The 12,264-nt window shown below is 36.0% G+C and carries 12 protein-coding genes, 1 other RNA gene and 2 pseudogenes; 6 read left to right on the top strand and 9 right to left on the bottom strand.

What is annotated here, in order from left to right; translation table 11 throughout:
* The first annotated feature begins 59 nt into the window (after window positions 1–59).
* A complete protein-coding gene (locus tag ACFORE_RS03680; protein WP_000119359.1) occupies window positions 60–995 on the top strand; it encodes an ABC transporter ATP-binding protein in 936 nt (311 codons plus the stop codon).
* Window positions 988–1,758: an ABC transporter permease gene (locus tag ACFORE_RS03675; protein WP_000490874.1), complete on the top strand. Its 771-nt coding sequence runs from the start codon at window positions 988–990 to the stop codon at window positions 1,756–1,758. The genes ACFORE_RS03680 and ACFORE_RS03675 overlap by 8 nt, the downstream gene beginning before the upstream one ends.
* A gap of 112 nt (window positions 1,759–1,870) precedes the next feature.
* Here the strand turns inward: ACFORE_RS03675 and ACFORE_RS03670 are convergent, their stop codons facing one another.
* On the bottom strand, window positions 1,871–2,101 hold the full coding sequence (locus ACFORE_RS03670) for a CHAP domain-containing protein (RefSeq protein WP_001875682.1): 231 nt from the start codon (window positions 2,099–2,101) through the stop codon (window positions 1,871–1,873).
* Between the two features lie 7 nt (window positions 2,102–2,108).
* On the opposite strand from ACFORE_RS03670, the pseudogene ACFORE_RS03665 reads away from it, so the two are divergent.
* Window positions 2,109–2,219 (top strand): annotated as a pseudogene (locus ACFORE_RS03665) (helix-turn-helix domain-containing protein); the annotation flags it as partial.
* Window positions 2,220–2,803: 584 nt separating this feature from the next.
* Here the strand turns inward: ACFORE_RS03665 and ACFORE_RS03660 are convergent.
* Window positions 2,804–4,480, bottom strand: a pseudogene (locus ACFORE_RS03660) (heavy metal translocating P-type ATPase); the annotation flags it as partial.
* A gap of 2 nt (window positions 4,481–4,482) precedes the next feature.
* On the opposite strand from ACFORE_RS03660, the gene ACFORE_RS03655 reads away from it, so the two are divergent.
* Window positions 4,483–6,264: a GmrSD restriction endonuclease domain-containing protein gene (locus ACFORE_RS03655; RefSeq protein WP_380434994.1), complete on the top strand. Its 1,782-nt coding sequence runs from the start codon at window positions 4,483–4,485 to the stop codon at window positions 6,262–6,264.
* Between the two features lie 210 nt (window positions 6,265–6,474).
* Here the strand turns inward: ACFORE_RS03655 and ACFORE_RS03650 are convergent, their stop codons facing one another.
* The gene (locus ACFORE_RS03650) at window positions 6,475–6,774 is read right to left on the bottom strand and encodes a DUF5960 family protein (RefSeq protein ID WP_235281149.1); all 300 of its coding nucleotides are present in this window, start codon (window positions 6,772–6,774) and stop codon (window positions 6,475–6,477) included.
* A 374-nt stretch (window positions 6,775–7,148) separates the two neighbouring features.
* Here ACFORE_RS03650 and ACFORE_RS03645 point away from each other — a divergent pair, with 374 nt between their 5' ends.
* Window positions 7,149–7,472 carry a hypothetical protein gene (locus ACFORE_RS03645; protein WP_366936421.1) on the top strand — a complete coding sequence of 108 codons (324 nt, stop codon included), beginning with the start codon at window positions 7,149–7,151 and terminating at the stop codon, window positions 7,470–7,472.
* 521 nt (window positions 7,473–7,993) lie between these two features.
* On the opposite strand, the gene ACFORE_RS03640 is transcribed toward ACFORE_RS03645, so the two are convergent.
* From ACFORE_RS03640 to ssrA, 3 genes are all read right to left on the bottom strand, one after another.
* Window positions 7,994–8,689, bottom strand: a complete 696-nt coding sequence (locus ACFORE_RS03640) for an LrgB family protein (protein ID WP_168260678.1) — start codon at window positions 8,687–8,689, stop codon at window positions 7,994–7,996.
* Complete coding sequence (locus ACFORE_RS03635; protein ID WP_154455278.1) at window positions 8,682–9,062, bottom strand: CidA/LrgA family protein; 381 nt, start codon at window positions 9,060–9,062, stop codon at window positions 8,682–8,684. Before ACFORE_RS03635 ends, ACFORE_RS03640 begins: the two co-directional genes overlap by 8 nt.
* A 138-nt stretch (window positions 9,063–9,200) precedes the next feature.
* Window positions 9,201–9,551: a transfer-messenger RNA gene (ssrA, locus tag ACFORE_RS03630) on the bottom strand.
* A gap of 94 nt (window positions 9,552–9,645) precedes the next feature.
* On the opposite strand from ssrA, the gene ACFORE_RS03625 reads away from it, so the two are divergent.
* Complete coding sequence (locus tag ACFORE_RS03625) at window positions 9,646–10,251, top strand: TVP38/TMEM64 family protein (protein ID WP_235300381.1); 606 nt, start codon at window positions 9,646–9,648, stop codon at window positions 10,249–10,251.
* A 41-nt stretch (window positions 10,252–10,292) separates the two neighbouring features.
* On the opposite strand, the gene ACFORE_RS03620 is transcribed toward ACFORE_RS03625, so the two are convergent.
* Genes ACFORE_RS03620 through ACFORE_RS03610 form a run of 3 tightly spaced genes read right to left on the bottom strand, consistent with a single transcriptional unit; the run spans window position 10,293 to window position 12,136 of the window.
* Window positions 10,293–11,057, bottom strand: a complete 765-nt coding sequence (locus ACFORE_RS03620) for an ABC transporter permease (RefSeq protein ID WP_235300386.1) — start codon at window positions 11,055–11,057, stop codon at window positions 10,293–10,295.
* Window positions 11,058–11,066: 9 nt separating this feature from the next.
* Complete coding sequence (locus ACFORE_RS03615) at window positions 11,067–11,768, bottom strand: ABC transporter ATP-binding protein (RefSeq protein WP_380434993.1); 702 nt, start codon at window positions 11,766–11,768, stop codon at window positions 11,067–11,069.
* The gene (locus ACFORE_RS03610) at window positions 11,768–12,136 is read right to left on the bottom strand and encodes a GntR family transcriptional regulator (protein ID WP_154455275.1); all 369 of its coding nucleotides are present in this window, start codon (window positions 12,134–12,136) and stop codon (window positions 11,768–11,770) included. Before ACFORE_RS03610 ends, ACFORE_RS03615 begins: the two co-directional genes overlap by 1 nt.
* Window positions 12,137–12,264: the final 128 nt, after the last annotated feature.

Genomic DNA, 12,264 nt, shown 5'->3' with positions numbered 1-12,264 from the left:
GCACCTTGACTGCATTTGTTTTTTGACAAAAGAAATATAAGTAAGGAGGTAATGAGTAAATGAGCTATGCACTAGTTTTAAAAGGCTTAAAAAAAGTATATGCGACCGGTGTTGAGGCGCTGCGTGGTATTGATTTAACTGTAGAAGAAGGAGATTTTTACGCACTGCTAGGTCCAAACGGTGCTGGAAAATCAACAACAATTGGAATTATTACCTCACTTGTTAATAAGACTGCTGGTCAAGTGAAGGTTTTTGATTATGATATTGATAATGATTTAGAGCGAGCAAAGCAACAGATTGGTCTTGTGCCGCAGGAATTTAATTTTAATCCGTTTGAAACGGTACAACAAATTGTAGTAAATCAAGCAGGATATTATGGTGTCTCAAGAAAAGAGGCACTAAAACGTAGTGAAAAGTATTTGAAGCAGTCCAATTTATGGGATAAAAGAAACGTTCGTGCCCGTATGTTATCTGGAGGGATGAAACGAAGACTTATGATAGCTCGAGCATTAATGCACGAGCCACGTCTGCTAATTCTTGATGAACCAACTGCTGGAGTGGACATTGAGCTTAGAAGAGAAATGTGGGCATTTTTAAAAGAGTTAAATGAAAGTGGCACAACAATCATTCTTACAACTCATTATTTAGAAGAAGCAGAGATGCTTTGTCGTAACATTGGAATTATTCAATCAGGTGAGCTAATTGAGAATACAAGTATGAAAGCACTTCTATCAAAACTACAATATGAGACTTTCATTTTTGATTTAGATAGCTACGACAAAAAGCCTGTGATAAAAGGTTATAAGCACTTTTTTGAAGATGATCTAACACTTGCTATAGAAGTTGAACGAAATCAGGGAGTTAATAATATTTTTGAGCAGCTCAATCAGCAAAATATCAAGGTTCTTTCTATGCGCAATAAATCAAATAGATTGGAAGAGTTGTTCTTAAAAATTACCGAAGACAAACATCAAAAGGAGGAGAAAAATGTTTAGTTTCTACTTTACAGCACTTAAAAGCTTAGCAGTTAAGGAAACCAACCGTTACCTACGGATATGGGTACAAACTTTAGTGCCTCCTGTTATTACGACCTCATTATATTTTGTTATTTTTGGAAAAATGATTGGTGGTCGTATTGGTGATATGGGCGGCTTCTCCTATATGGAATTTATTGTACCAGGTTTAATTATGATGTCTGCAATCACAAGTTCTTACGCAAATGTTTCTTCATCTTTCTTTTCTCAAAAATTCCAAAAGAATATTGAAGAGCTATTAGTTGCACCTGTACCCACACATGTTATTATTTGGGGATTTGTTATTGGTGGACTGGGTAGGAGTATCTTAGTTGGGACATTGGTTACAGTCATTTCTCTATTTTTTGTTCCACTTCATGTTTATTCATGGTTTATTGTGGTGATTACATTATTGATGACTGCAATTTTATTTTCATTAGCAGGCTTAATTAATGGTGTTTTTGCACAATCTTATGATGATGTTTCAATTGTACCAACATTTGTTTTACAGCCATTAACTTATTTAGGTGGTGTATTTTACGCCATTTCAATGTTGCCGCCATTCTGGCAGTCAGTATCGAAAATTAATCCAATTGTTTATATGATTTCAGGATTTCGTTATGGATTTCTTGGAACGACAGATGTACCAATTATGGTTTCAATTACAATATTAATCCTTTTTATCATCGTTCTTTATGCAATTTGTTATTATTTAGTAGATAAAGGAAAGGGATTAAGAAGTTAATAATTAAAAGACAGTTATTAGAATTAGCTCTTACCTCTAACATATTTGTGGAGATAAGAGCTTTTTTATTTTATTTCATGAAGATTGTACTTTAATGTATCAAAGAATTTGATTATGGTGTCCCATATCCCATGATATAAGGACTGTTTTTTTCATAACTTAGTTTAGCAATTTTGTCTCCTGAATTACCTTCAATTGTGTAAACAATGTTATTTTCTACTTTCTCAACAATTCCTACATGGTCGCTAACAGAATCACCATCCCAGTCAAAAAAGATGATATTACCACTTTTAGGCAAATTACCTTTTCCCAACCACTGATTTTTAGCTTTAAAACTTTGCAACAGAACCGTTCAGGATCTTGAGAATAGGGTCGCTATCTCAAAGATTGCAACAGACTACAATGTGACTAGGCAAACAATTTACCGAATAAAAAAAGAAATCGACCAACTAATTGTATGATTTCTTTTTTGAATCACGTAAACCTGTTTTTAGGATGATATTTATTGTTTTAGTAGTCACATTTACCACTCTAATTATAAATATCATCCAAGGAGATCCTATACTTCAAAATATAGATTTTACTTTACTTTTAATAGGCATGTATGGATATATTTTTCTCCTCCAAAAATATATCCACCAGATATGGCTTCAATTTTTAATTAGCTTTATTGCAGCATTTTTACTCTTCAAATGTTTAGTGATGGTAGCTATGCTGATTATACTTCTTTTATTGTCGTTGGTGTAGTAGCTTTGTTTTTAGCTTTTATAATGGTGGTGCTCATAAAAGCTCTCTTTAAAAATTCAAAATAATAATTTTTAAAGAGATGAAATTTATAATTTGAAGATCTTATTTTATTTCTCTGGAGCTTTTTATTATCTAAGGAAATCAAAGTATTAATGGGAACACCTACTTAATAAGGTTAGACTGTCATTTTAATATTTAAATGACGCATAGTTTGCTTCATAACTAGCGTTCAAAAAAACTAAAAATGTATCATAAAAAGAAGGCACGCTTATAAACATGCCTTCTTTTATTTGTTGTGTTATTTAACTTTCATCAATCGTAATCCGTTTAATGTTACTAAAAGCGTTGCTCCCATATCTGCTACAATAGCAATCCATAGTGTTAGCCAACCTGGTATGACTAGTAGTAGAGCTAATAGTTTTATACATAATGAGAAGGTGATATTTTGCTTAATTACTTTTAGAGTTTGACGGCTAAGTCTAACAATGAATGGTAATTTTTGTAAATCGTCGCCCATTAGAGCAACATCAGCAGTTTCGAGAGCCGTATCTGTTCCTGCACCGCCCATTGCAATACCAACCGTCGATGCAGCTAATGCTGGTGCATCATTAATGCCGTCGCCCACCATTGCTACTTTATTATAAGTTGTCCGCAACGCTTTAATCGAATCTAATTTTTCTTGAGGCATTAGATCTCCTTTTATTTCAGTCACACCTAATTGCTTACCAATAGATTCAGCGGTTTTAGTATTATCACCAGTAAGCATAATAGTGTGTTCAATTGACAACTTGTGGAGTTCAGAAATAACGGCAGCACTTGAATCTCTTACTTCATCCGCGACAGCAATTACTCCTAAAATTTGTTCGTCAGTACCGAAATACATGGCGGTTTTCCCTTGTTCTTGAAATTGTCTGTATTGTACTTTGACCGCTGTTTCTTCGATTACTGATGCAGAAAACAGTTTAGGGCTTCCAATATAGTAACGTATGTTTTGATGTATACCTGTAAGTCCTTTACCTGTGATAGATTGGAAATCCTCGATTTGTATTGACTTGTAATCCACATTAGTTTTATCCGCTTCGTTTAAAATAGCAGAAGCTAATGGGTGTTGAGAAAGAGATTCCAACGATGAAATAATCGATAGATAATTTATATCAGTTTCAGAACTGGTTGCAATGAAATCCGTTACGACAGGCTTTCCTTTTGTTAAGGTTCCAGTCTTATCGAAAGCAATTGCTCTCAAATGACCAATTTCTTCCAGATAGACTCCGCCTTTTACTAAAACACCATTTTTTGCTGCATTACCAATAGCCGAAACAATTGAAACAGGTGTTGAGATCACTAATGAACAAGGACATCCGACAACTAAAATGGATAACCCTTGGTAAAGCCATTTATTCCAGTCACCACCAAAGAATAGCGGAGGAACAACCACTATCAAAAGGGCCATAATAATTATGAATGGCGTATAGTATTTTGCAAATTTATCTACAAAGGCTTGTGCAGGAGCTCGTTCTCCTTGCGCTTCTTCAACTAAGTGAATGATTTTGGCAATCGTTGTATCCGTTACTTTTTTTGTTACTTTGACTTCAAGAACACCTTCTTCATTTAGTGTTCCTGCAAACACTTCATCATCTAACTGTTTTTCAACAGGAACCGATTCTCCTGTTATTGCTGCTTGATTTACTGAAGAATGACCGTTGATAACAAGCCCATCCATGGCTATTTTTTGTCCGGGTTTAATGATCATAATATCGTCGATATCGATTTTATCGACACTGACTAATTGCTCTACATTGTTTCTCCTGATAAGAGCTTCTTTGGGAGCTATATCCATAAGAGAACGAATCGACTGTCTTGCTTTATCCATTGAAAATCGTTCCAAAGCTTCGCTAATAGCAAATAGTATTACTACAATAGAACCTTCGGCCCATTCTCCAATAAATGCGGCCCCAATAATTGCAATGGGTGGTAATCATGGACAATCATTTAATAATGATTCCAGTTTCAAGAATATTTTCTAATGTTCATTATGTGGTTCCGATTTATCAACGAAATTACGCATGGGGTTCTGACCAAATTGAACAGTTAATCGAAGATATTATGAGCACTGACAATGATTATTTTTTGGGCAATCTAATCGTTAATCAAAAGGATAATAATGTTTATGAAGTTATTGATGGACAACAGCGCTTGACAACATTATTTTTACTTGAAAGATATTTGGGTATTGCGATAGCTAATGATGCATTACGGTTTGAAGCAAGAGATAAGTCGAATCGAACACTAGCAGCAGTGCCCAATTCAAACCAATTAACTGATGAGTTGCTGTCTTCTGAAATTAAAGAGGGCTATAAAATTATTGAGAATTATTTTGAGAAGACAGATCTAAGCTCAGAAAAAGAAAAGTTCATCAAACGTTTGGATAAGGTGAATCTTATCCGTGTTCAAGTACCTGCAAAAATCGACTTGAACCATTATTTTGAAATTATGAATACTCGTGGTGAGCAACTCGAATTACATGAAATTGCTAAAGCAAATATTTTAGCAAAAATTTCATCGCCAGAAGCTAAGAAAATCGCAAGTGACATTTGGGAATATTGCTCCAACATGGACTCCTATATTCAAATGAATTATCCTAATGACAAACGTAATCAGATTTTCAGTAAAGATTGGAGTAGCTTGTCTGATAGGATTGTTGATTTTGATTCATTATCCTGTTGCTATCAAAATGAGACAGTAAACGAAGAAATTTTTACACTTGAAGAAATACTACAAGGTAAGGGAGAACTAAGTGGTGAATCAACATCAAGTGAAGAGTTAGAGAATGAACGTTTTGAGTCAATTATTTCTTTCCCGAACTTCTTATTACAAGTCAATGAAGCAATTACGAGATCAAATACGGACGACGACTCAAGTTTAGATGATAAGAATTTTTTAACAAATCTTCTGAATAATTGGGCAGATGAATCCTCGGCTAAGCACTTTTTATTTATGCTGCTAAAAGCACGCGTTATATTCGATAAATTTGTGTTAAAGCGTGAATTTGCGCGTGACTATAAAGAAACAGGAAAGTGGTCGCTACAAAGGCTTGAAAAATATCGTGATGCTAGAACAGATAAACCAAAATATATCGGAACGTTTGGTGGAGATGAAGATAATAAAAATAGACAGATTCGAACTTTACAATCTGCCTTACGTATAACATACACATCTCCAAAAACCATGCATTGGATTTCATTAGTTTTGTCAAGCTATTTGAACGATGAAAATGCTGATATTTTGAAGATTCTTGAAAGTTATGCACAGTCAAAAGTTGATGCAGCTGGGTATGAAATGGCTTCTGGATTTGGATTTGAACGGATCGTGTTTACTTATTTAGATTATTTGATTTACCGAGATGGCTATTCATTCAATGGTCATGAAATAATTCGTCCACTATCAAGTGACTGGCAATTTCAATTCAGAAGCTCAATTGAACATTTCTATCCGCAAAATCCAACAGAGTTGCTCCCTTGGGAAAATGAAGATCTGAATTGCTTTGGTAATTTAGCCTTGATTACGGTCTCCGGTAATTCAACGTTTAATAATGCAACGCCTGTTGGCAAAGCTAGTTCAAACCCAGGAATAATTGCGCAGAGTTTGAAGTTGAAAATCATGGCTGAAATGATGAGACAAAATAACAATATTTGGGATCAAAAATTGGCACACATTCATCAGGACGAGATGTTTAAAATTCTCGTCTCCCCAAAAGGGTAAATGAGAGTAGAGATACTCTTGCAAACCAATCTATTTTGATAAGCCAACAAAACCTAAACAATTCATTTAAAAGGAAGAAGTACCAGTACATTCGGCGCAATTAGATATCATAGAAAAAATAATTGGTAAGAATCTAGTTGCTTCAATAAAATGGTGATTTTAATTATATAATGAGATGATAGAAAATAGGAGTGGTCTTTTGCATCACTCCTATTTTTGTGTTAAGTAGGTCGTAGTTTTCTTGTAAGAATAGCGATAGATTAGTGGATTCTCATCTACGGTGCTTACGTCGAAAATGAAGAAGTGATCACGGTTATCTCTAGTCTTTTCCTTATTGAGGACAAAGTAATTCTTACGAGAAGTTGCCATTGTTTTGAGGATATCATCGGTCAGGAAGGTCAATGGAATATTCATGTTGGAGTATCGGTAGAAGTCACGTTCAAAATCTTGGTAACTCTCGCTGTAATAGTCCATTTGCAGGTGATTACGCTGAAACTCAAGCTGATTCATAAAGCACCTCCTCAACAAGTTCAATACTAATAATAAGTTCATTATAAAGTATTAAAGAGAGCATTTAGTTCTCTTTTTATTATGCTTTATTGAGTGATGTGATAACTTTTCCAAATCATCCTTGTTATCCTAATATCATTCCTAAGAAAATCAAGTCTTGATTTTTTGTTGGGGGGTTTGGGGGCGAAGCCACCAGGTTATCTTATCGTTGGCTGTCAAAACTGGAAGTTTTTTGTCGGCTGGCGATATGATTTTTTGGGTATTGTGACCACAATGCCTGAGCTCGCAAAGGCCCAACAAGGTCTTTAGAAAATTTCCCGTATGACATACGGGGCCGGGTTTCACCCGAGAGTAGATAAAAAGGAGAAATTAATATGACTGAACAATATAGAGATATTCGAAAAGAAATAAATTTATCAGCCAATGAGTTAAAACAAATTGAACAATTAATGAGGGATAATCATTATCAACACTTTTCACCATTTGTTAGAGATCAATTATTGAGACATAGTCATGATTCATTTATGATCAATGTTCTAGGAAAAGATGTTTTAGCAGTCTCTCAACGTTCAGGTAGAATTGATAAAGCTACAACTCTAAATACTTATTCTCATTTTTACAATGCTAGAAAGCAGACAGTAGGTAATGAGATAACAGAATTATTGAAAAAGAAGGGTGTTTCATCAACACCCCGATAAGGACCACTATCAATAATATTTGACTAAAAAAATGCATAATACTAAGGTTTAAAAGCGATTTGCTTATGTTACTCTTAAATAATAGAGTAACTACTCAAGTAGCCTAATAAAACGATAAAACCGCTATTCTTAGGATTGGCGGTTTTTTGTATATTCAACATTTAGAAAGATTGTTTAATGCGTCTATCTGTTTCTAAACGGTTATGTTAATGTGTTAGGACATGTATCTTTTGGTAGTTGCGTATTACTCCTCACATTACTGTTTGTCGTTTACTATGTGATTTTGTATCTTGTCTCTTGTCTCTTTATATTTGTATAATAGACTTGAGTATTAGCAAGTTGAGGTACTATTTTAGAGGTAAAAGAGTTCTTCAATACTATTTAAAAAATGTAAAAACGTTCCCCACCAAGATCATTCTTGGTGGGATTTTAACTATCACTCGTTGATTTTACTTGCCATAGAATTATAGAAATAAAAAAGCAGGACGACCGCGTGTCGTTCTGCTTTGGTGTTTGGTGCTTTATTTTAAAATGATTTGAGCGATGATTGGGCTGACGATAACATAGGCGATTCCTGTGACACCGATGGCTAGGCCCGCCATGGCCCCTTCGACATAACCGTATTTTAGAGCGGTACCAGTACCAATGGCGTGTCCTGTCCCGCCAAGACTTAGCCCGACTGCTACGGGATCGGTGATGTGCAGGTATTTCAATAAAACAGGACCAAGAACGCTAGTCAAAATCCCTGTGATAACGACTACAACAAGGGTTACAGTTGTGATACCTGCCATTTTATTAGTGATTCCGACAGCCATCGCAGTAGTGACAGATTTTGGAAAGAGGGAAATAGCGAGTAAATATTTGATACCAAAGGTTTTGGCGATAATAGCAGTAAAAGTGGTATTGACCACGCAGGCAATGGATATTCCTGCTAAAATACTGCGAATGTGGTGTTTCATGAGATGAAAAGAGCGGTAAAGGGGAATGCCCAAGGCAACCGTTGATGGCACGATGAGCATATTGAGGTAACTACCGCCAACATAATAATCATCATAAGAAATGTGGGTTAGCTTTAAAAAGAGAATGATGATAAAGGTAGCTAAAAGAAGTGGTGTGGTTATAGGATGTGGAAAGCGTCTAAAAATCAGCATACCAATCAGATAAGCCAAGATAGAAAGCATGATGCCAAAAATAGGATTTGATAAAACGTCAGTCATTAGAAGCTCCTTTTTCAACGTAATCGCCTTCATAGCGTGTCTTGACAAACTGGACGACTAGACCAATGACAGCCACATTTAGTAAAATAGCCCCTAAAATGATGATGGTAATAGGAAGCAAATAATCTTTGATATCGTTGAATTTTTCCATAATACCAACCGCTGCGGGTAAAAATAAAATTGTCATGTTGCCAAGCAAAAAATTACCAACGGTGTCAATATGTCTTAAACGAATGATTTTAAATTCAAGGGCGAGAAAAAGCAGAACCAAACCGATAATACTACCGGGGACAGGCAGATGAAAAAGCGTTGAAATGGCTTCTCCGATGAGTGAGAAAATCAAGATAATCATAAATTGAACGTATAGTTTCATCAGTAAAATCCTCCAGTATAAGTCTACTACTCTAAAGAAGAATTGCAAGACCTGGAAAACGCTTTTATGTAAGTTTTCAGAAAAGATAATAAAAAGAAAAAAGCGTTGATAACGCAACGCTTTAAACGGTATCTACAAGAATGGAGCCGGTGGGAGTCGAACCCACGTCCAAACACCTGCCAATATATTCGTCTACAACCATAGGTTATGTCTTTCATTTAACTTAAGCGCGATACATAACTCAAACCTCACTCAAGCGAGTCTAAAAAATCTCTTTTTGACTAGTTAGACAATAGCCAAACGTATCTTGATAACAATAAAACCTCTAGCAAAACTCAAGCAATCTTGTAGAGATCACGCGAGCTGGTTTTTAGGCAGCTACAGCGTAAGAATTTGTATTTTTTGCAGTTATATTTAACTGGCATTTTTACATCTGCCGATGAGTCGCAGAATATACCTCATAATGCCTGTCGAATCCGTAACGACCCCAGACAAAATGCTGATTTCATAACCAACATTACTAGTATAACAGATATGTTTAAAAATAGCAAAAAAACAGGAGTTATGATATGATAACAACATGATGAAAAAGACAAACCTTTACGCGTTTTTCCAGCGTTTGATTCAGTTATTAGGTATTTTAGCGATTATTGGAACAGTATTTTTAGTGATATGGTTCTACCGACTCGGCATTTTGAATGATAGCAATGTCTTAAAAGATTTTATCCATGCTCGTCCCTTGATTGGTCCCCTCATTTTTATCCTTGTGCAAATTTTCCAAGTGGTTTTCCCTGTGATTCCAGGTGGGGTGACAACGGTTGCGGGGTTCTTGATTTTTGACCCGCTAGCCGCCTTTATCTACAATTACATTGGGATTGTGATTGGAAGCGTGATTCTCTTTTTATTGGTTCGTGTTTTTGGGCAGCGCTTTATTCTCTTGTTTGTAAATGAAAAGACCTACGATAAATACACGGCTAGGTTGGAAACGCATGGCTATGAACTCTTTTTCATTTTATCAATGCTAGCGCCTATTTCGCCTGCTGATGTCATCGTGATGGTGACAGGTTTGTCACACATTTCTGTGAAACGATTTACTTGGATTATCTTACTCACCAAGCCTGTGTCAATTCTATCATATAGTTATTTGTGGATTTTCGGCGGTGATTTTATTAGACAATTTTTGAGTTAATAAAAGAATAGCCGTCCCTTCAAGGGACGGCTATTCTTTTATTACTGAATATCAACTTTATTTTCCAACAAATAGTATGTTATGAAGTAGAAAATGAGAATGTCAATGATTTCTCCGATAGTGGCATAACCAAAATAGGATATATCAACAATGTTTTTCAATAAATGGGAATCGATTATACTTGACAAGACTGTGCCGATAATGGCAATGGCAAAGTAAGCAACAAAGCTCATGAGAATACGGCGATTCGTAAAGAGTTGTCCAATAGTGATAGCGAGATAGAACATGAGAATCTCTGAAATAGTAGCTGCTATTAGGTAAACAAGCAGGATTTCCCATTTGCTTATGGTCAGCAAAGATACGATGTGAGGCAGAGCGATAAGAAATTGCCCAACGCCTGACATAGGCAAAATCAAGAGTCCTACGCCAATGATGAGGACAAGGGTATTGCACAAGGTCCAGATAAAAGCGGCTAGTAAGCGTGATAGAATTATTTGATGAGTGGTGACTGGCAAGGTGAGGGTCAAATAACCTTCCTTACCAAAAATACTTTGGTAGAAACGGCGAACGATAATAATTACCGTAGCCACCCAAGACCCTGCTACCAAGATGCCAAAAATCATTGCTAAAATCAGCGGAATGAGCTGCATCACATGATTTGGTGAGCTGCTTGTCGTTTGGGCAAAAGATTCAAAGGATCTAAGGCTAAGCCCTAAGGCAAAAGAACTGATTAAAATGCCTGCATTTAGGGCGATGTACCAGCGTCCAATTGATTTTAAGTCGTATTTTAATAATGTAGTGAACATAAATCCCCCTTAATGACGGTAAGTGTCGCGAAAGAGTGCGTCAATTGATTTGCCATGCTCAGCTCGTAAATCATCAGTAAAACCTTGCAAAATCACTTTTCCTTTATCAAGAAAAACAACCTCGTCTAAGATGGGCTCTACCTCTGAAATGAGATGGGTTGAGATAATCACAGAAGCGTCTTCGCAGTAGTTATTGATAATGGTGCGTAAAATCGTTTCTCTGGTTGATGGATCCACACCACCAATTGGTTCATCAAGTAAGTAAAGTTTGGCTTTACGGCTCATTACCAAGATAAGTTGCACTTTTTCCTTATTTCCCTTAGATAGATTTTTAAGGTATTCCTTAGGATCCAGCTGCAAATCAGCCAAGAGTTTTTTCGCCTTTTGTCGTGAGAAGTCTTCGTAAAAATCGTCAAAGAAGGTGATGGCTTCTTCAATTCTGATGTTATCTCTCAAGTAAGAAGTATCAGGCAGGTAGGAAATGATTTTTTTAGTGTCTTTGGACGGACGGTAACCGTCAATGACAATCTCCCCAGAATTAGGGTGCAACAAACCGTTGATCAGTTTCATCAAGGTGGTCTTACCGCTTCCGTTTGGTCCTAGTAAACCGATTATTTTACCAGAAGAAAACCGGATTGTGATGTCATCAATAGCCGGCTGCTTTTTGTATTGTTTGCTAACATGATGTAATTGAAGTAATGGTGTTGTCATCAGTGATTCTCCTTAACATAAGATTCTAGGACAGCAATGATGTCGCTTGTATCAAAGCCGATGTGATGCATATTTTGTACAAAAGACTGGAGTTCCTCGGTTGCTAATTCGTGGCGTTTTTGTTTGATGAGTTTTTCATCTTCTGTCACAAAACGCCCTGAGGTTCTTTTGGAAAAAACCATGCCCTCATGCTCTAATTCTGAAAAGGCACGTTGCATCGTGTTAGGATTGACCCCAGCTTCTTCGGCTAATTCACGAACGGTGGGGAGTTGGTCGCCACTTTTAATTTCTTGACTGATGATTTTCATTTTAATGTGTTTCGCAATTTGAATATAAATAGGTGATTTTTCATCAAAATTCCAGGACATACGATGCCCCTTTCTATTTTATGTCAGTAATATTTTGTACTAAAAGAATGGTACAAAAATAAGCCTAAAAAGTCAAGAAAACATAACTTAAGTTAGGTATTTTATCCTGCTCGCTGAATAGTGTATAA

Source organism: Streptococcus alactolyticus (assembly GCF_042649785.1).
Lineage (GTDB): Bacteria > Bacillota > Bacilli > Lactobacillales > Streptococcaceae > Streptococcus > Streptococcus alactolyticus.
Note: the sequence above shows the minus strand (reverse complement) of the source record. Positions and strands in the feature narration are given on the sequence as shown.

Excerpts from the sequence above, each read along its gene's own strand:
- ACFORE_RS03680 (WP_000119359.1), top strand. The coding sequence starts at position 60 with ATGAGCTATGCACTAGTTTTAAAAGGCTTAAAAAAAGTATATGCGACC.
- ACFORE_RS03675 (WP_000490874.1), top strand. The coding sequence starts at position 988 with ATGTTTAGTTTCTACTTTACAGCACTTAAAAGCTTAGCAGTTAAGGAA.
- ACFORE_RS03655 (WP_380434994.1), top strand. The coding sequence starts at position 4,483 with ATGGACAATCATTTAATAATGATTCCAGTTTCAAGAATATTTTCTAAT.
- ACFORE_RS03650 (WP_235281149.1), bottom strand. The coding sequence starts at position 6,774 with ATGAATCAGCTTGAGTTTCAGCGTAATCACCTGCAAATGGACTATTAC.
- ACFORE_RS03645 (WP_366936421.1), top strand. The coding sequence starts at position 7,149 with ATGACTGAACAATATAGAGATATTCGAAAAGAAATAAATTTATCAGCC.
- ACFORE_RS03640 (WP_168260678.1), bottom strand. The coding sequence starts at position 8,689 with ATGACTGACGTTTTATCAAATCCTATTTTTGGCATCATGCTTTCTATC.
- ACFORE_RS03635 (WP_154455278.1), bottom strand. The coding sequence starts at position 9,062 with ATGAAACTATACGTTCAATTTATGATTATCTTGATTTTCTCACTCATC.
- ACFORE_RS03625 (WP_235300381.1), top strand. The coding sequence starts at position 9,646 with ATGAAAAAGACAAACCTTTACGCGTTTTTCCAGCGTTTGATTCAGTTA.
- ACFORE_RS03620 (WP_235300386.1), bottom strand. The coding sequence starts at position 11,057 with ATGTTCACTACATTATTAAAATACGACTTAAAATCAATTGGACGCTGG.
- ACFORE_RS03615 (WP_380434993.1), bottom strand. The coding sequence starts at position 11,768 with ATGACAACACCATTACTTCAATTACATCATGTTAGCAAACAATACAAA.
- ACFORE_RS03610 (WP_154455275.1), bottom strand. The coding sequence starts at position 12,136 with ATGTCCTGGAATTTTGATGAAAAATCACCTATTTATATTCAAATTGCG.